General features: G+C 44.5%; 14 protein-coding genes. All 14 read right to left on the reverse strand.

From position 1 onward, the window contains the following. Positions 1 to 126: 126 nt before the first annotated feature. The 14 genes from dnaJ to HC026_RS01295 all read right to left on the reverse strand — a co-directional run bounded on the left by dnaJ (position 127) and on the right by HC026_RS01295 (position 18,769). Positions 127 to 1,287, reverse strand: coding sequence for a molecular chaperone DnaJ (gene dnaJ, locus HC026_RS01230; RefSeq protein WP_168924163.1), 1,161 nt, complete (start codon positions 1,285 to 1,287; stop codon positions 127 to 129). A gap of 219 nt (positions 1,288 to 1,506) precedes the next feature. Continuing rightward, entirely contained in the window at positions 1,507 to 3,378 is a 1,872-nt protein-coding gene (gene dnaK / locus HC026_RS01235; RefSeq protein ID WP_168924164.1) for a molecular chaperone DnaK, read from the reverse strand. Between the two features lie 45 nt (positions 3,379 to 3,423). Next, positions 3,424 to 4,065: a nucleotide exchange factor GrpE gene (grpE, locus tag HC026_RS01240; protein WP_168924165.1), complete on the reverse strand. Its 642-nt coding sequence runs from the start codon at positions 4,063 to 4,065 to the stop codon at positions 3,424 to 3,426. A 15-nt stretch (positions 4,066 to 4,080) separates the two neighbouring features. Further along, positions 4,081 to 5,124 carry a heat-inducible transcriptional repressor HrcA gene (gene hrcA / locus HC026_RS01245; protein ID WP_168924166.1) on the reverse strand — a complete coding sequence of 348 codons (1,044 nt, stop codon included), beginning with the start codon at positions 5,122 to 5,124 and terminating at the stop codon, positions 4,081 to 4,083. A 105-nt stretch (positions 5,125 to 5,229) separates the two neighbouring features. Further along, a complete protein-coding gene (ribF, locus tag HC026_RS01250) occupies positions 5,230 to 6,195 on the reverse strand; it encodes a riboflavin biosynthesis protein RibF (RefSeq protein ID WP_168924167.1) in 966 nt (321 codons plus the stop codon). A gap of 17 nt (positions 6,196 to 6,212) precedes the next feature. Further along, positions 6,213 to 7,112: a tRNA pseudouridine(55) synthase TruB gene (gene truB / locus HC026_RS01255; RefSeq protein WP_168924168.1), complete on the reverse strand. Its 900-nt coding sequence runs from the start codon at positions 7,110 to 7,112 to the stop codon at positions 6,213 to 6,215. A 116-nt stretch (positions 7,113 to 7,228) separates the two neighbouring features. Continuing rightward, a complete protein-coding gene (gene rbfA / locus HC026_RS01260; RefSeq protein ID WP_168924169.1) occupies positions 7,229 to 7,588 on the reverse strand; it encodes a 30S ribosome-binding factor RbfA in 360 nt (119 codons plus the stop codon). Between the two features lie 23 nt (positions 7,589 to 7,611). Beyond that, positions 7,612 to 10,128, reverse strand: a complete 2,517-nt coding sequence (infB, locus tag HC026_RS01265) for a translation initiation factor IF-2 (RefSeq protein ID WP_168924170.1) — start codon at positions 10,126 to 10,128, stop codon at positions 7,612 to 7,614. A 4-nt stretch (positions 10,129 to 10,132) separates the two neighbouring features. Then, on the reverse strand, positions 10,133 to 10,447 hold the full coding sequence (locus tag HC026_RS01270) for a L7Ae/L30e/S12e/Gadd45 family ribosomal protein (RefSeq protein ID WP_168924171.1): 315 nt from the start codon (positions 10,445 to 10,447) through the stop codon (positions 10,133 to 10,135). Further along, on the reverse strand, positions 10,434 to 10,736 hold the full coding sequence (gene rnpM / locus HC026_RS01275) for an RNase P modulator RnpM (RefSeq protein WP_168924172.1): 303 nt from the start codon (positions 10,734 to 10,736) through the stop codon (positions 10,434 to 10,436). Before rnpM ends, HC026_RS01270 begins: the two co-directional genes overlap by 14 nt. 14 nt (positions 10,737 to 10,750) lie before the next feature. Then, positions 10,751 to 11,944 (reverse strand): transcription termination factor NusA, encoded by a 1,194-nt coding sequence (gene nusA / locus HC026_RS01280; RefSeq protein WP_168924173.1) that lies wholly within the window; start codon positions 11,942 to 11,944, stop codon positions 10,751 to 10,753. Between the two features lie 22 nt (positions 11,945 to 11,966). After that, on the reverse strand, positions 11,967 to 12,440 hold the full coding sequence (gene rimP / locus HC026_RS01285; protein ID WP_168924174.1) for a ribosome maturation factor RimP: 474 nt from the start codon (positions 12,438 to 12,440) through the stop codon (positions 11,967 to 11,969). A 149-nt stretch (positions 12,441 to 12,589) separates the two neighbouring features. Continuing rightward, positions 12,590 to 16,918 carry a PolC-type DNA polymerase III gene (locus tag HC026_RS01290; RefSeq protein ID WP_168924175.1) on the reverse strand — a complete coding sequence of 1,443 codons (4,329 nt, stop codon included), beginning with the start codon at positions 16,916 to 16,918 and terminating at the stop codon, positions 12,590 to 12,592. 108 nt (positions 16,919 to 17,026) lie between these two features. Then, complete coding sequence (locus HC026_RS01295) at positions 17,027 to 18,769, reverse strand: proline--tRNA ligase (RefSeq protein WP_168924176.1); 1,743 nt, start codon at positions 18,767 to 18,769, stop codon at positions 17,027 to 17,029. Positions 18,770 to 18,780 lie beyond the last annotated feature (11 nt).

Consider the following 18,780-nt stretch of genomic DNA (forward strand, 5'->3'; position numbering starts at 1 on the left):
TTTCAAACATATTAGCTATTATAACAGAAACAGACCATCCCTACTCAAACTGGTTGAAATTCACTCTGCAACATCAAAAAGTCGCCTGGTCAATGATCGACCATGCGGCTTTTTTTGTCCGTTGAACTAATTATCAAATGCATCTTTCATCTTGTCAAAAAAATTACCTTTGCCATTCCCAACTTGTTCACCGCTGGCTTCAGCGTAAGCTTTAAGAGCCACCTTTTGCTTCTTATTAAGGTTCTTTGGCGTCACAATTTTAACGGTCACCCGTTGGTCACCATTACCATTGCCACGAAGCCGTGGTGCGCCTTTACCTTTCAGACGGAACACTGAACCCGTCTGTGTACCGGCTGGAATTTTCAACTTGACGTCACCATGAACAGTTTGAACCTTAATCTCGTCACCGAGAGCAGCTTGCGTAAAACTGATATCTTTGTCCAAATAAATGTCTGCGCCATCACGCTGAAAGACCTTGCTTGGCGTCACTCGGAACAAAATGAACAAATCACCGTAAGAGCCGCCGTTCTCACCAGCTTCGCCCTGGCCCTGAAGCCGCATTTGTTGACCATCATCCACCCCAGCAGGGACGTTGACTTCAACCTCATGCCGCTCTTCTTCGTGACCTGAGCCACCACAGGTTGGGCACTTTTCCTTAATTTCTTTACCAGTACCATGACATACTGGGCAGACTTGCTGGCTGCGCATCCGGCCCAGTGGAGTATTGGTTTCAGTTGTCACATAGCCAGAACCGCCACAGTTATGGCAGGTCTCTGGGCTAGTGCCTGGCTTGGCACCACTACCATGACACGTATGACATTGTGCTTGACGATTATACTTAATTTTCGTTTTCTTACCGAAAATAGCTTCCTCAAATTTCAGTGTCATCTCATACTGCAAATCACGTCCTGGTTGTGGTGCATTGGGGTTGCGACGACGACCGCCGCCAGCTCCGCCGAAGAACGAATTGAAAATATCTTCGAAACCGCCACCACCAAAACCACCAGCATCGCCGAAACCACCGAAGCCACCACCGGCTCCGCCAGCACCACCGCCGAAGCCTTGAGGGCCATCAGCTGAACCGTACTGATCATAGTTGGCACGCTTTTGTTCATCGCTTAGAACTTCATAAGCTTCAGTGATTTCCTTGAATTTCTCTTCTGCACCAGGTGCTTTATTGATGTCGGGATGGTACTTCTTTGATAATTGGCGGTAGGCCTTTTTAATTTCAGCTTGGGAAGCATCTTTTGAAACTCCCAGCACTTCATAATAATCTTTACCAGCCATGTAATTCCTCCTAAAAGTAAGCATTGCATCTGTCTGCTGTCTGTTTAACATTGCAAGGCCGTTACAATGTATGTGGCCTATAAGAAATGATCATTAAACTGTCATTGACCATTCAAGCCAAAAATCGTTCACTCAAGTAGAATAGCATAATTCCACCAAAACAAAAAGCCAAAGCCCGCGTTTGAGCCTTGACTTCCTGTCTACTATCCTAGTTAATCATTACTTTTTATCGTCATCATTAACTTCTGAGAAGTCACCGTCAAAGGTCTTACCGTCACCCTTGCCGTCATCGGTCTTGCCTGAGTCATCAGTTGCTTTTGCACCATCAGCACCGGCAGCACCCTGTTGGTCTTGAGCTTGTTGATAAAGTTTAACTGAAAGGTCTTGAACAATCTTGTTCAAGTCGTCCTTCTTAGTCTTCATTTCTTCAACGTTGTTATCATCTTGGGCCTTCTTCAGAGCATCGCGTGCGTCCTTGGCCTTTTGAATTTCATCGTCAGAAACCTTACCCTTAACTTCATCCAAAGTCTTGTCTACCGTGAAGAGTAATTGGTCAACTTCGTTCTTCAAGTCGGCTTCTTCCTTACGCTTCTTGTCGGCAGCTTCGTTTTCTTGAGCTTCCTTCATCATCTTGTCGACTTCTTCGTCTGACAGACCACCTGAACTCTTGATGGTAATCTTCTGTTCCTTACCAGTCCCTTTATCCTTGGCAGAAACGTTAACGATACCGTTACGGTCAATATCAAAGGTAACTTCAATCTGAGGAACCCCACGTGGTGCAGCTGGAATGTCAGTCAGTTGGAAATTACCCAAGGTCTTGTTATCAGCAGCCATTGGCCGTTCACCTTGCAGCACGTGAATATCAACGGCTGGTTGGTTGTCAGCGGCAGTACTGAAGACTTGTGACTTGCTGGTTGGGATGGTCGTGTTACGATCAATCAACTTAGTGAAGACACCACCCATGGTTTCAATACCAAGTGAAAGTGGGGTAACATCAAGCAAAACAACGTCCTTAACATCACCAGTTAAGACACCACCTTGAACAGCGGCACCCAAAGCAACGGCTTCGTCAGGGTTGATTGAGTGGTTAGGTTCCTTACCTGTCCACTTCTTTACAGCTTCTTGAACGGCTGGAATTCGAGTAGAACCACCGTTTAAAATAACAACATCCAAGTCATCAGCTGACAACTTAGCATCCTTCAAGGCGTTTTCAACGGGGATCCGGGTCTTTTCAACTAAGTCAGATGTTAATTCATTGAACTTAGCACGGCTCAAAGTGGTCTCCAAGTGAAGTGGGCCATTGTCGCCGGCTGAGATGAATGGCAGGCTGATTTGAGTCTCAGTCACACCCGACAAGTCCATCTTGGCTTTTTCTGAAGCTTCCTTCAGACGTTGCATTGCCATCTTATCTTTAGAAAGATCGATACCGTTATCAGCTTTGAATTGTTCGATCAACCAGTTCATGATGCGCTTATCGAAGTCATCACCACCAAGGTGAGTATCACCGTTAGTAGAAAGAACATCAAACACACCATCACCTAAATCAAGGATGGAAACATCAAAAGTACCACCACCAAGATCGTAAACCAGGATCTTTTCATCAGCATCCTGCTTGTCAAGACCATAGGCTAATGAAGAAGCGGTTGGTTCGTTGATGATCCGCTTAACATCCAAGCCAGCAATCTTACCGGCATCCTTAGTTGCTTGACGCTGAGAATCATTGAAGTAGGCTGGCACGGTGATAACCGCTTGGGTAACCTTGTCACCAATGTAATCTTCAGCGAAGTCTTTGATGTACTGCAAAATGTAAGCAGAAATTTGTTCTGGTGTATAATCCTTGCCTTCGATGTTAACCTTGTAGCCTGCTTCACCCATGTGGCTCTTAATAGATGAAACCGTGTTAGGGTTGGTGATTGCCTGACGCTTAGCGACGGCACCAACGGATGGTTTACCGTCTTTGAACGCTACAACTGAAGGCGTTGTACGGCCACCTTCAGGGTTTGGAATAATTTTAGGTTCTTTACCTTCAAGAACAGCAACTGCTGAGTTTGTAGTCCCTAAGTCAATACCAATAATTTTATTACTTGCCATGAATAATATACCTTCTTTATTTTAAGTTTGATTCAAGCGATGACGTTATTGCGCGACCATTACCATTGCTGGACGTAAAACCCGATCCTTCAAGCGATAACCCTTTTGGAGAACCTTAGTCACATGATCTTTTTGATCATCCGACTCTGCCGGTACCGTTTGAACAGCTTGATGAATATTCGGATCGAATCGTTCGCCCTCAGCCTTAATTTCAGTCACACCATTGCTGGTAAGTGCGTCCATTAAGTGCTTTTGGACCATTTCAATTCCCTTTTTTAAGGATTCGGCCTGCTCACCTTCAACTGGTGTGCTCAATGCACGTTCCAGGTTATCCAGTGCCGGTAAAATATCATGAGCTAATTGCTGTCCATCATATTTGATCAATGCAGCCTGATCCTTCTTGTTGCGATTTTGAATGTTTTGAATCTCAGCTTCAGCTCGTAGATATTGATCAGAAGTCTTGTCCAACTGCTTTTGCAAGCTGTCGACCTGTGCTAACGCCTTTGCTAAAGCATCTTTACCTGAAGCCTTCTGATCTCCTGCTGGAGCTGCTTGATCTGCTGACTTAACTGCGTCAGTATTTGGTTGTTGCTTGTCAGTCTTTGCGTTTTGCTCAGCGGACTGCTGCGTGTCTTTTTGCTTGTCCGCGTCGTTGTTTACTGCTTTGTTTTTCTTATCTTCAGCCACTGTAACACCCCTTTACTACTGATCAAAATAGCGATAATAATCGATGAGCCGTTGCGCTAGTTCTTGCCGAAACGCACCAACCAAGCCAATCATCCGCGAATACGGCATCCGGGTCGGTCCCAACAGAGCAATAACTCCTTTGCCATGATCACCAGCCTCATAGGTTGCAGTAATTAAACTGTAGTCCTTTAAGATATCGTTAGTCATCTCGCTACCAATCTTCACCTGAATGTGATCAGATGGCTGGCCTAAAACGTCCGCCATATCATCACTATGATCCATTAAGGTATACAACGACTTTAATTCATCAACGTCATTACTATCAGAAAAGCTCAACAGATTGAGACGACCACCAACGTAAAACCGTTCTTGCGCGGCTTGCGTCAACACATCGCCAAACACCTTTAAGAATCCCTCGGGCTGTTGCAGATAGTTAGTAATTTGCATCGGAATCTCTGACTTCAATGCATCGAGCACTTCATCCAATGGTTTGCCGATCAACTGATCATTGATCAAACGAACAACAGCTTCGAGTTGGTCACCAGTAATCTTGGGAGTGATATTAAAAGTCTGAGACTCAACATCCCCATTATCGGTTACCAGTACGGCCATCACTTGACGCTTTCCCAACGGTACTAACCTAAAGCCACTCAGCCGGCTCTGTTTATGCTCCGGCTTCAGCGAAAAGGCAGTGTAAGACGTTAAATTAGATAAAATTTTCGCCGATGTTTCAATAATCTCGTCAATTTTTAGAAATTGACCTTCAAGTGAAGATTTGATGATATCAATGTCGTTGGCTTTGATTGGATCTGGCTGAACCAAATGATCCACGTAGTAACGATATCCCTTTACTGAAGGGATCCGGCCCGATGAAGAATGGGTCTTGGCAATCAAGCCCAACTCTTCCAAAGCGGCCATTTCGTTACGCACCGTCGCGGAACTGACGTGCATCGGCAACTGTGCTGCTAGCGCTTTGGAGCCCACGGGGACACCACTGCTCGTATAATCACGAACAATCGCCTTTAAAATCATATTCTGTCTGTCCGTTAACGTGATCATCACCTCTTTTTAGCACTCAAACAGTTCAAGTGCTAAGACACATATATAATGTATCAAACGCAGATTTTTAAGTCAAGCATTCAGCTAACATTTTTAGCAATTAATTCATTCGAGTGCTAATTTGGTGATTGGATGTGCTTCAAAATAGTTTTTGGTGTCTTCTGCATCCTGATTTAATTGTTGAATTAAGCCCTCAACGGTATCAAATTTTACTTCGCCACGCAAACGATAATCCCATTCAACGGTGACAACTTCGCCATAAATAGCTTCGTGAAAATCCAATAAAAAGGCTTCAACTGTCACTGGACGACCCTCACCAAACGTCACGTTACGACCAATCGATGTCATGGCTTGATGCCACTTCCCGTTAACTTTAACACGGGTGACGTAAACACCGATTCCTGGCAACCAGTATTTTGCATCATGACTAATATTGGCAGTAGGAAATCCCAGTGTTCGGCCACGCGCTTCACCATGCATCACCGTACCAGTGGTCTGATAGCGATAACCCAACAGGCTGTTTACCGTTTTAATATCACCTTGGTTAAGGTTGTGACGAATTCTTGAGGACCCAATTTTTTGTGATTGTGATTCTTTCTCGCCCACCGTCACGATCTCAAAACGATCTTTCGCATACTTAGGAAGGTTAGCCATTGTGGCAATGTTTTTTGGCCCGTATGTATGATCATAACCCGCCACAACGACCTTGGCGTGGAGCCCGATAAGATAACGATCCACAAACTGCTGTGGTGTTTGTGCAGCAAATTGACTGGCAAAATTAATTTCGTAGACAATATCTACTCCAAGCTGCTCAAAAAGTGCCATCTTTCGATCACCAACAGTTAAATAACGGTTTCGTTCTGGACTCAACTTTTCATAAACCAAGGCTGGATGATGATCATACGTCAGTACTGCCAGTGCCAAATCCCGTTCATTTGCAATGCTGCGAGCACGGTTGATCACCGCCTGATGGCCTAGATGGACACCATCAAAGAAGCCCATGGCTAAAACAACCGGCATGTCAACCACGTCGGCCGTTGTTAATGGATGATGAATTTTAATTACTCGCATTTTACTGCCCCAACTTTCTACTTAGTACTAAACATTTTTAACGGTTTATAGCGATTTTCAACCCGTTGATACAAACACTTGATTTGATTTTGATATTTTAACGCAATAATCGGCGCGTCTGTGTTGACTTCATCTGGCAGCAACCAGACACCATTCTTCACCACTGCCCAAATCTCATCTGAGATGACGATGGTGGGATATTGGCTCAAAACTCGGTCAATGGGGTAAAGAAAGTCTTCTGAGCCACTGTCGACTTGTTGCCTAAGCGTTGCCAAAGACACCGTTTCATCCATGGTAAAGCCCCCGCTTTCAATACGCGTTAAGGAAGACATCACTGCTGGCAACCCCAATTCCGTTCCAATTTGGACGGCTAAGGTTCGCACGTAAGTTCCTTTAGAGCAAACCACCTCAAAATCAAAGCGCTGAGTACCCGTTTCAACATCAAATTGACTGGCATGGGTGCGCTTAAATGACTTGATTGTCACGGTTCGAACCGGACGATCAACAGTTTGACCAGCACGAGCGTACTCATAGAGTTTACGGCCATTGACTTTTACCGCAGAATACATGGGCGGTACCTGCGATAATTCACCTTCCATGCCTGCCATGATCGTGTCAATCTTATCATCGACAACCGGCTCATGCATGATCACTCGCTTAACTTCAGCGCCGTCTAAATCTTCGGTCTCAGTGGCAAATCCTAACGTCACGCTACCACGGTAAACCTTTTTATGGGTCATCAAATAATCAACGACCTTGGTAGCACTGCCCACACAAATTGGCAGCACACCGTCAACGTTTGGATCCAATGTACCCGAATGACCAACTTTTTTCATATGGAGAATCTGACGTACATGGTTCACACAGTCATGACTCGTCATGCCGCGCTCTTTATATAGTGGAATAATGCCATCCATTACGATCGCTCCGTTTCGTATAAACTGTCTAACTTTGCTATTATATCACGTGTTACCACGATATCGACACCCCAAAAAGCCGTCTGCAGAAATTTCTGCAGACGGCTTTTTTAAACTTACAGATTAGAATCATCACGATGAAGCTTATTTAGCAACTCATCGATATGACTTCCATATTGGACGGATTCATCACGTACAAATGTCAGTTCTGGCACCTTGAAAATATTCAAGCGAGAACCTAACTCACTACGGATCAACCCGGTTGCTTTTGTTAATCCCTGAGCGGTCTTTTCACCATCAGATGCCTTATCAGACAAGATACTGTAATAAATCGTTGCTTGTTGATAATCACCCGTAACTTCAACACCCGTCACGGTAACATCTTGTACTCGTGGATCACGAACGCGTTTCAGCAAGATGTCGTTAACTTCTCGCTGGATTTCTTGTTCAAGCCGTCCTTGACGATAATGTGCCATCTATCTAACACCTCGTTAGCTCTTTATTCTATTGGAACTTCCTTCATGATGTAAGCCTCGATCACATCACCGACTTTGACATCGTTGTAGTTCTCAATGGTCAATCCTAATTCGTGACCTTGCTTAACATCATTAACGTCATCTTTAAAGCGTTTCAAACTGCCTAATTTGCCTTCATAAACAACGACTGAATCACGAAGTAAACGAACATCACTGGTACTGGAAATGTGACCTTCAGTCACCATTCCACCAGCAATGGTACCAATCTTAGAAGCTTTGAAGATCTCACGAACTTCAACTTCACCGATCACTTCTTCTTTATAAGTTGGTTCAAGCTTACCCTTCATAGCGTGTTCAATCTCATCGATAGCATTGTAAATGACCCGGTGCAAACGAATGTCCACGTTATCTTGATCAGCTTGGGCTTTCGCTTGCGGTGTCGGCCGAACGTTAAACCCGATGATGATGGCGTTACTTGCTTCTGCCAGTGTAACATCACTTTCATTAATGGCACCAACGGCCGTATGAATGATGTTAACCCGAACGCCTTCAACTTCGATCTTCTTCAATGAGTTAGCCAGTGCTTCAACAGAACCTTGAACGTCAGCCTTGATGATCACATCTACTTCCTTCATTTCCCCTTCTTTCATTGTATCAAAGAGGTTATCCAGAGTAACTGTGTTCTTGGTACGACGTTCTTCCATTAAAGCATTCTTGGCCCGTTCCTCACCAGCAGCACGCGCGGTCTTCTCGTCATCAAAGACGACGAACCGGTCGCCGGCTTCAGGGACATCGTTTAAACCAGTGATTTCAACTGGTGTCGATGGCAAGGCCTTTTTGATTTCCTTGCCATGTTCGTTTTCCATTGTCCGAACCCGACCAAAGGTATTACCAACAACGATTGGATCACCAACGTGCATTGTCCCTTGCTGAATCAGTAAAGTGGCAACGGAACCCTTACCTTGATCCAACTTAGCTTCAATAACGGAACCAGCAGCGTGTTGTTGTGGGTTAGCCTTTAATTCCATCACTTCGGACTGTAACAGGATCATGTCCAATAAGTCATCAATGTTCTTACCAAACTTAGCTGAGATTTGAACAAAAATGGTATCGCCGCCCCAGTCTTCAGGAATCAGACCATATTCGGTCAGTTGTTCCATGACGTGGTTCGGGTTAGCACCTGGCTTATCAATCTTGTTAACTGCCACAATAATTGGTGTTTTAGCTGCTTGAGCATGGTGAATAGCTTCAATGGTTTGAGGCATAACCCCATCATCAGCTGCAACCACTAAGATGGTGATATCAGTGATATCAGCACCACGCGCCCGCATTTCAGTAAAGGCCGCATGTCCTGGAGTATCCAAGAAAGTAATGGTCTTGCCTTGATGTTTTACTTGGTAAGCACCGATTGCTTGAGTAATCCCACCAGCTTCACCAGCAGTAATATGCGAATGGCGTAAGTGGTCAAGTAAAGTGGTCTTACCATGGTCAACGTGTCCCATGATAGTCACAACTGGAGGCCGTGATTCAAGGTGATCCGTATTGTTGGCTTCCTCTTCAAAAGTCTTATCGATATCAGCAACATCGACTTCAACCTTTTCTTGAGCCTCGATACCATAATCAGCAGCTAAGATTTCGATGGTGTCCTTATCCAATGACTGGTTTTGGTTGGCCATTACACCAAGCATGAATAACTTCTTGACGATTTCTGATGGTTCACGGTGAAGAATTTTACCAAGGTCTTGGGCGTTCATCCCAACTTGATAAATCAACGTATCTGGCAAAGCCTTATTCTTACGTTCAGGCGTTCCCTTTTGATGATTGGTTTCTTTGATCCGTTGGTTCTTCTTACTGTACTTCTTAGTGAAGTTGTTGCGACGCCGGTTATTATTCCGGTTATTACGGCTGTTTCGACCGTTACCACTATTCAAGCTACCACCGAAACGACCCGATCCACCGCGGTTGGAATTGTTGTTATTGCCTTGTGAACGATTACTATTTTGGCTACGGTTGTTCGACTGGGAACGATTATTGTTGCTTGATTGTGAACGGTTATTTGAGTTATTAGACTGTCCACGATTGCTCGACTGACTGTGGTTAGCCGATTGGTTACGGTTGTTCGACTGACTGCGATTAGTCGACTGATTATGCGTCGTTGACTGGCTGCGGTTAGCTGTCGAATGAGCCTGACCACTTGAATGGTTCCCATTACTAGTCGATTGTGACCGTGGATGTGCACTGTTAGTTTGGTTATTACGACTGTGTGTCGCCTGACCGTTACTGGTGTTTTGATGCTGATCACGGTTCTGAGCTGGTTTAGCAGGTTGCGCTTTTGGAGCTGACTTAGTCTGACTCGTCGAGCTCTTACTTGGCGCCTTACCCTTACTTGAGAAACTTTCTCGCAGTTGTCGTTCCTCGTTACTGCCTAATGATGACATATGATTTTTTACGTCGAAGCCTTTTTCTTGAGCTTTATCAAGAATAGCCTTACTTGAGACGTTGAGTTCTTTAGCTAATTCATAAATTCGCTTTTTGCCCATATCTTCACTCTCCTTTGGTATTAACTAGTTCATTTAATTTCCTAGCAAATCCAGGATCCTTTACGCCGTAAGCTGACCGATTCATACCAGTCGCTTGGCTTAGTTGTTCCTTTGTAAATGCGGTAATTAAGTCAACGTGGTAAAACGTGGCCTTATCACTTAACTTTTTCATGCTGCTGGGACCAGCGTCACTGGCTAAAATCACCAGTGAAATACTCTGATTCCGAATCGCTTTTAAAACAAATCCTTCTCCTGTCACTAACTGATTAGCCCGGCGAACGAGTCCTAAAAGCTGTAGAAAAGGGTTAGGCTTTTCCATTTTTAAATAATTCACGACGAGCTTGTTGATGGTCCACGTATGCCACCAAATCATCGTAAAATTGAGAATCGACTTTGGTTTCAAAGACCTTATCGAAAGTTCGTTCCTTTTGAGCCCGTTTAGCAATTTCAACGTTCAGTGAAATGTAGGCACCACGGCCTGATTTCTTTCCCGTTGGATCAACCGACACGTTATTATCCTTATCACGAACGATGCGGACCAAGTCTTTTTTCGGCGCCATTTCACCGGTCACAATGTCTTTTCTCATTGGTACCTTACGTTTCTTCATGTACGCTTACCTCCTTAGTCTTCAGTACCGTCATCCTCAGAAGTTTCTGGGGCATCTTGGGCTTCTGAATCTGCGGCTGAATCAGCATCTTCAATAGGTGCATCAACTGGTTCACTGGATTCTTCCGCTTGCGGTTCTTCACTATCATCGCTGTCAGTCGTGTTAAAAATCGTCTCAGCCTCAGTTTCAGACTTAATATCGATCTTATAACCCGTTAACTTAGCAGCTAACCGTGCGTTTTGACCACGCTTACCGATTGCCAGTGATAACTGATAATCTGGCACAATAACGGTACATGCCCGCTCATTGTTTTCATCAAAAACGACGTCGATCACTTCAGCTGGGTTCAAAGCGTTCGCAATAAACTTAGCTTCGTCATCCGTCCATTCAACAATGTCCATGTTCTCGCCATCAAGTTCTGACACAATGGACTGAACCCGTTGTCCACGGGGGCCAACTGAGGTCCCAACTGGATCAACATCTGGATTATTTGAACGAACAGCCACTTTAGCTCGGTCACCCGCTTCACGAGCAATCGACATGATTTCAACGGTGCCATCGTAGATTTCCGGAATTTCTTCTTCAAATAACCGTTTAAGCAGGCCTGAATCAGTTCGACTGACGAACACTTGGGGTCCCTTAGCGGCATTCTCAACTCTGGTCACATACACTTTAATCCGGTCGTGCATCCGGTATGTTTCGTTAGGCATCTGATCCTGACGACTCATTACGGCTTCAACGTTACCTAGATTAACGTAAACAAACCGGTTATCCTGACGTTCAACTTCACCAGTAATAATTTCGTTTTCATACTGGCTATATTGATCAAAGATCAGTGACCGTTCTGCTTCACGAACCCGTTGCATAATGACCTGTTTAGCTGTTTGGGCAGCAATTCGGCCGAAGTTTTTGGGGGTGACTTCAAACTTGATGTCATCGCCTAGTTCATAACCGCGACTAACTTGCAGTGCGTCATCCAGACTAACTTCCAAACGGGAGTCATAGACTTGGTCGACAATCTTTTTAACCGCGAAAACGTGCACGTCACCCTTTTTTTCGTCGAAATTAACTTCAACGTTTTGTGCTTGACCATAGTTCCGCTTGTATGCAGAAGTCAATGCGGCTTCAAGCGCATCGATCACGATTTCCTTTTTGATACCCTTTTCTTTTTCCAGTGTATCAAGAGCACCTAATAGTTCTTTACTCATTACGTATAGTCTCCTTTAGCTGTTAAAACTTAATTGCTAATCTTGCTTTGGCAACGTTTGTTCTTGGTATGACCAAATCTTTCATGCGACCCTTTAGGTTGATTTTCAAACCTAACTCATCGTCATTAACCGAGGTCAACGTGCCTTCGAATGCTTTTTCACCGTTCATTTTCTGATAAAGAGAAACGTGAATGTAATGGTCGACCGCCCGTTCATAGTCAGCTTCTTTTTTCAACGGCCGTTCAGCACCCGGTGAGGACACTTCCAAGAAATATGCTTGGGGAATTGGATCGGGATCGATATTATCCAGTTTTTCGCTTAACTCATCGCTCACTAATGCGCATTCATCAATCGTAATGCCACCAGGTTTGTCGATGTAAAGCCGTAAATACCAACTTTTACCCTCGCGAACAAACTCAACGTCCACCAGTTCAAAATGATGAGCATCCACAATCGGTTTCGCTAGAGCCGAAACAATGTCTACGACGTTATCCAATCTTTTACCTCCAATACCATTTTTCCAATAAAAAGAGCGAGCATCGCTGCTCACTCCTTTCCGAAATATCTACAAAATGTATGATAGCACAAAGTCAATACAATAGCAAACTTGAAAGCCCGTTGCAGTGCTGGCTCAGCATCATTTTACTACATCATATCAAATAGGCTCAGTTGATTTTCGTCCGGTAAACCATCAAGAACACCATTATCAGTCATAAATTCAATCAACGTTTTAGAAACTTTACCACGTTTAGCCAGATCTTCCTTCGATAGAAACGGCTTGTCTTCACGGGCAGCAACGATTTGTTTGGCCACGTTCAAACCTAGCCCGGGGGCGGCATCAAATGGTGCAATTAAGGTGTCACCATCAATCAACCATTCACTGGCGGCCGATTTATCGATATCAATCATCTTAAACTTAAAGCCGCGCTCCAGCATCTCATTAGCTAATTCTAGGACAGTTAATAAATTCTTGTCCTTCGCTGAGGCATCCATACCTTCATCGTTAATTTCCTTCATTTTGGCTTTCACGGAGTCCTTGCCACGAGACATCGCAACAACATCGAAATCGTCAGCCCGAACTGAGAAGTAAGCTGAGTAGTACACCAGTGGAAAGTAGACTTTGAAGTAGGCAACCCGCAAGGCCATCAAATCATAGGCAGCCGCATGGGCACGGGGGAACATGTACTTGATTTTTAGACAAGAATCAATGTACCAGTCCGGCACCTCAGCTTCCTTCATCTTCGCTTGCCATTCATCTGGAATCCCACGGCCTTTACGAACGTGTTCCATAATCTGAAAGGCAATTTCAGAATCCATTCCCCAGTTGATTAAGTCGGTCATGATGTTATCACGACAACCGATAACGTTAGAAATGGTTGCAGTGCCGTTTTTAATTAACTCTTCAGCATTGCCCAACCACACGTCAGTCCCGTGTGATAATCCGGAAATTTGCAGCAGTTCTGAGTAGTTTTTAGGGTGGGTTTCTTCCAGCATGCCGCGAACAAACCGCGTTCCGAATTCTGGCACACCCAGTGTCCCAGTCTTGGATTGAATTTGTTCCGGCGTAACATGCAAAGACTCAGTTCCGGAGAACAGCGCCATGACACCGGGATCATCCATCGGAATGGTCTTGGGATCGATACCACTCAAATCTTGCAGCATCCGAATCATAGTGGGATCATCATGTCCCAGGATATCGATTTTTAAAATGTTGTCATGAATTGAATGGAAATCAAAGTGGGTGGTCTGCCAGGCGGCATTTTGATCATCTGCTGGGTATTGAATCGGTGTGAAATCATATATATCCATATAATCTGGCACAACGATGATTCCGGCAGGATGTTGTCCGGTAGTCCGCTTGACGCCAGTGGCACCCTTCGCTAGCCGATCGATCTCAGCGTTTCGGAAATGTTCTTCCTTATCACGTTCATAGGCTTTTACGTACCCATAAGCCGTCTTGTCAGCGACGGTCCCAATCGTTCCAGCTCGGTAAACATTCTTTTCGCCGAACAGCACTTTGGTATAGTTATGGGCAATTGGTTGATAGTCCCCGGAGAAGTTTAAATCGATATCGGGAACCTTATTCCCAGTAAAGCCTAAGAAGGTTTCAAACGGAATGTTGTGGCCATCGCCAATCATTAACGTCCCGCACTTTGGACAATTCTGTTCCGGTAAATCAAATCCTGAACTGTATTCACCCTTTGTGTAAAACTTTGAATACTGACAATTTGGGCAACGGTAGTGTGGTGGTAACGGATTAACTTCTGTGATTCCCGTCATAGTCGCCACTAAACTGGAACCGACAGAACCACGGGAACCAACCAAATAACCATCTTTATTACTTTTTGCCACCAATCGTTGGGCAATCAGATAAATCACGGAGAACCCATTACCGATAATACTCTTCAATTCGCGGTCTAATCGGTGCTGAACCAGCTCTGGTAACGGATCACCATACCATTCGTGAGCCGTATTCATGGTTCGTTCGCGAATTTCGTCCTCTGCGCCTTCCATCCGTGGCGTGTAAAGTTTATCTTTCAACGGGTGCACATCATCAATTTGATCGGCAATGGCATTACTGTTGGTCACCACGATTTCCTTAGCTTTGTCTTCTCCAAGAAAATTGTAATCAGCCAACAGCTCATCGGTCGTCCGGAAATGCACGTCCGGTAGTTCTTGACGGTTCAGTGGATTTGCGCCACCTTGCGAGTTAATTAAAATCTTTCGGTAAATGGCATCTTCGGGATTTAAGTAGTGAGTATCACCGGTGACCACCACCGGCTTGTCGAGTTCTTCACCCAGCTTCACCATATTTGTCAGGATCTCTTCGAGGTTTTTACGGTTTTGAATCAACCCAGAATCAATCAGTGGCTTATAAGCTGCCAATGGCTGAACTTCAAGGTAGTCATAGAACTTGGCCTTACTGCGAGCCTCAACATACCCCTTTTGCATCATGGCGGTAAAGACTTCACCAGAATCACAGGCCGAGCCAATCATCAAACCCTCTCGCAGTGCCTCAATTCGGCTTCTTGGCATTCGTGGAACCCGGTAAAAGTAATCCACGTTTGACTCCGACACTAACTTGAACAGATTCTTCAAACCCGTTTGTGTTTGAGCCAGAATAATCGCGTGAGATGGCCGAGCATGTTTATAGGCATCGTTTTCGCTCATATGATCATTTAACTGATCATGAAACTGGATATCATAACGATCTTCGGCATCCTTTAAGAAGAGGTAGTTCAAATGTCCCGTGGATTCAGCATCGTAAATTGCCCGGTGATGATGTTCCAGAGAAACGTGAAACTTCTTAGCCAGTGTATTCAGCCGATACCCTTTTAGGTTTGGATACAAGAATCGTGCCAGGGTTAAAGTGTCGATGATGGGATTGGTGATTTCGGGTAAATCATGCCGCTGATAACCAGCATTCATGAACCCAATATCAAACGTGACGTTGTGCCCAACAATGATGGCGTCTCCATAAAATTTTCTGAATAATTCAAAAACTTCTTTTTCAGACTTTGACCCATGAACCATTTCGTCGGTAATACTGGTCAAATTAGTGGTTTGGTCGGACAAATGAAACCCAGGGTCAATAAATTCTTCAAACTGATCAATGACTTCTTTACCCTGCATCTTAACAGCCGAAAGTTCGATCACGCGATCATAGATGGCGGATAGGCCCGTTGTTTCAGTATCAAAGACAACGTAAGTGGCGTCCTTGAGTGGTCGGTGTTCATTGTTATAGCCAATTGGCACACCATCGTCAACCAAGTTTGCTTCCACACCGTAAATCATTTTGATTTCACTTGCCGATGCAGCTCTAAAAGCTTCAGGGAAACCCTGAACCCCAGAGTGATCAGTGATGGCAATCGCTTTATGTCCCCATTTTTTGGCCTGCTTAACGTAATCCGTGATGGAATTAGTGGCATCCATGGTACTCATATTGGTGTGCAGGTGCAGTTCCACCCGTTTTTCACCCTCTGGCGCTTTATCCTTACGGCCTGGAACGGTTACCTGATTGATATCATAGGCATTCAGCACCAGATCACGCATAAAGTTGTCTTCTTGAATGCTACCACGAACCCGAATCCAGTCACCTTCGTTTAGACCTTCAAACTGGGCTTCATCACTCTCATCACGAGAAAACTTTTTGACGGCAATTGAAGAGGTATAGTCCGTAATTTCCAAAATCATGAGTTTCCGACCCGAACGCAGGTCACGAATTTCTTTGTTAAAGACGTAACCCTGCACGATGACTGACTTTTCTTCATCTTCAATTGATGCAAGTTGAACTGGTTCTTCATCAGCCTTAATTTTCCGGCCAATGACGGTTGGTCCACTAGCAGCTGCCACCCCTTGCTTTTCTCGTTTCTGATTGGCAACTTTAATCGCTGCAACCGCCTTTTGAGCCAGCTCAGCATCCGACTGTGCCTTCTTCTGTTTAAATTCCTGGATTTTCGCCTGAGATGCTGACTCATCAATCATGGTATGAATCGCAAACTTCGGGAAACCAACTGACTGGTAGCTATCCTCAATTGGACCAAGAGCTTGATCCACTAAGAAATTTTTCACGACTTCGTTTTCGGCCATGAAGATGACCCGGTTATCCTCAACTTTTGGGACTTGATCACGGCAAAGTTCCTGTAACAATGGCGAGGTCACGCCACTGTGCTGAACGACCCAATTCCAATAATCCCCAATCAGCCGATTATCAAGGTCGTTTTGCCCTGTATGAATTTCGAAATCAACCTTGGCAATTGACTGAAACGCTTTTTCAAGCTGTCCCTGAAACGTAGTAAAAGTTTCAAAAGGCAAGATTGTTGGTAACTCAAAGTTAAAGTGCCAACGCTTAGACTTTTCGTGTACCGTCAGTTTTTCAAGTGCTGCCCCCTTAAAGAATGGCTGGTCAGCTAAATCTGATAATTGCAGTTGCTGTAATAATTTTTCAAATAATGCCTGATGATCTAAGGCCACACCAAACTGCCCCCTTTTTTTATGCTTAATGCCACTATTTTAACGTAAAACGGGCTCGAGACAAAACAAAAGTTGTTTTGTTTTCTCGAGCCCGTCCCACACTTAAATTTAGTCGTTAGTGGATGCTGGATCAGTTGGTTCAGCATCTGTTTCTTTCAATAAAATGGCTACCGTGTTGCCGACTTCATCAGCTTTGACTTCGACGGTTTCACCAGTTTTACGAATCTTGATCTCAACGATGCCATCACTGGCTTTCTTACCAACCGTAATTCGAATTGGTAACCCGATTAGATCAGAATCAGCGAACTTAACACCGGCACGTTCCTTACGGTCATCAATGAGGACGCGGTAACCTGCAGCTGTCAAATCAGCCGTTAACTGATTTGCTAAATCGACTTGGGTGTCGTTCTTCATATTAACGGGAATAACGTGCAGATCATACGGTGCAATTGCCCGTGGCCAAACTAGGCCATGTTCATCAGATTGCTGTTCGCTAATTGCTGATAATAAGCGGCTAACACCGATCCCATATGACCCCATGATAACGGGTACCGAACGGCCATTTTCGTCAAGAACCTTGGCGTTCAACGCCTCTGAATAACGGGTTCCAAGCTTGAAAATATGCCCGATTTCAATTCCACGAGTGAACTTCAGCTTACCAGCGCCATCAGGTGAAATGTCGCCTTCCTTAACCGTCCGAATATCGGTAAAATCATCCACACGGAAATCACGTTCAACGTTAGCATTAATGTAATGATAGCCATCTTCATCAGCGCCAACGACAGCGTTGACCATGTCTTGAACATAGCGGTCAGCCACGATGGTCACATCTTCACCAACGCCTACTGGGCCTAAAGCGCCAAACGATGCGCCAAGATATTTTTCGGCATCATCATTAGTTGCAGGGGCTAAGAAGTCAGCATGCAAGAAGTTCTTGAGCTTAACTTCGTTTAATTCATCATCACCACGAAGCAATGCCATTACTGGCTTTTCATCAGCAATGTAGAGCATGCTCTTGATCAAGTTATCCGTATCCACGTTTAGTTTTGCAGCAACGTCATCGATGGTTTTTGCATCATCCGTCGCAATCTTTTCCAAATCTTGCTGAGCGGCATGGGACTTCTTTGGCGTGTATAAATTAGTCGCCATTTCAATATTGGCAGCGTAGTCGGATTCGTCAACGTAAACAATTGTATCTTCACCAATTGGCGCGATGGCAGAAAATTCTTTTGAATCTTTACCACCCATGGCGCCGGCATCACCGATGATTGTCCGGTACTTCAAACCAATTCGATCGAAGACCCGTTTGTAAGCACCTTCCATCTGGCGATAAACTTTGTCCAGATCATCATAATTAGTTGAAAATGAATAAGCGTCTTTCATAATAAATTCACGGCCACGTAACAACCCATAACGAGGGCGCTCCTCATCCCGGTACTTAGCTTGAATTTGATATAAAGTCAGTGGTAATCGCTTATATGATTTAATGCTATCACGAATAAGCGTCGTAAAAGTTTCTTCATGAGTTGGCCCGAGAATAAAGTCTGTGTCATGACGATTTTTGAACTTAAATAGTGTCGGGCCGTATGTATCATAACGACCGGAATCCTTCCAAAGCTGGGCTGGCAACACCGTTGGAACAACCATTTCAACGGCGTCAATCTTTGCCATTTCTTCGCGAATAATTGTTTCAATATTAGTCAGCACTTGAAATGCCAATGGTAAATAAGCGTACATTCCTGCAGTTACCTGGCGAATATAACCCGCTCTAAGCATCATCTGATGACTTAGCGCTTCGGCGTCACTAGGCACCTCTTTCAGTGTTGGAATCAGTAATCTTGACTGTTTCATACTCATTTAAA

The organism is Secundilactobacillus angelensis (assembly GCF_012641075.1).
GTDB classification, from domain to species: Bacteria; Bacillota; Bacilli; order Lactobacillales; family Lactobacillaceae; genus Secundilactobacillus; species Secundilactobacillus angelensis.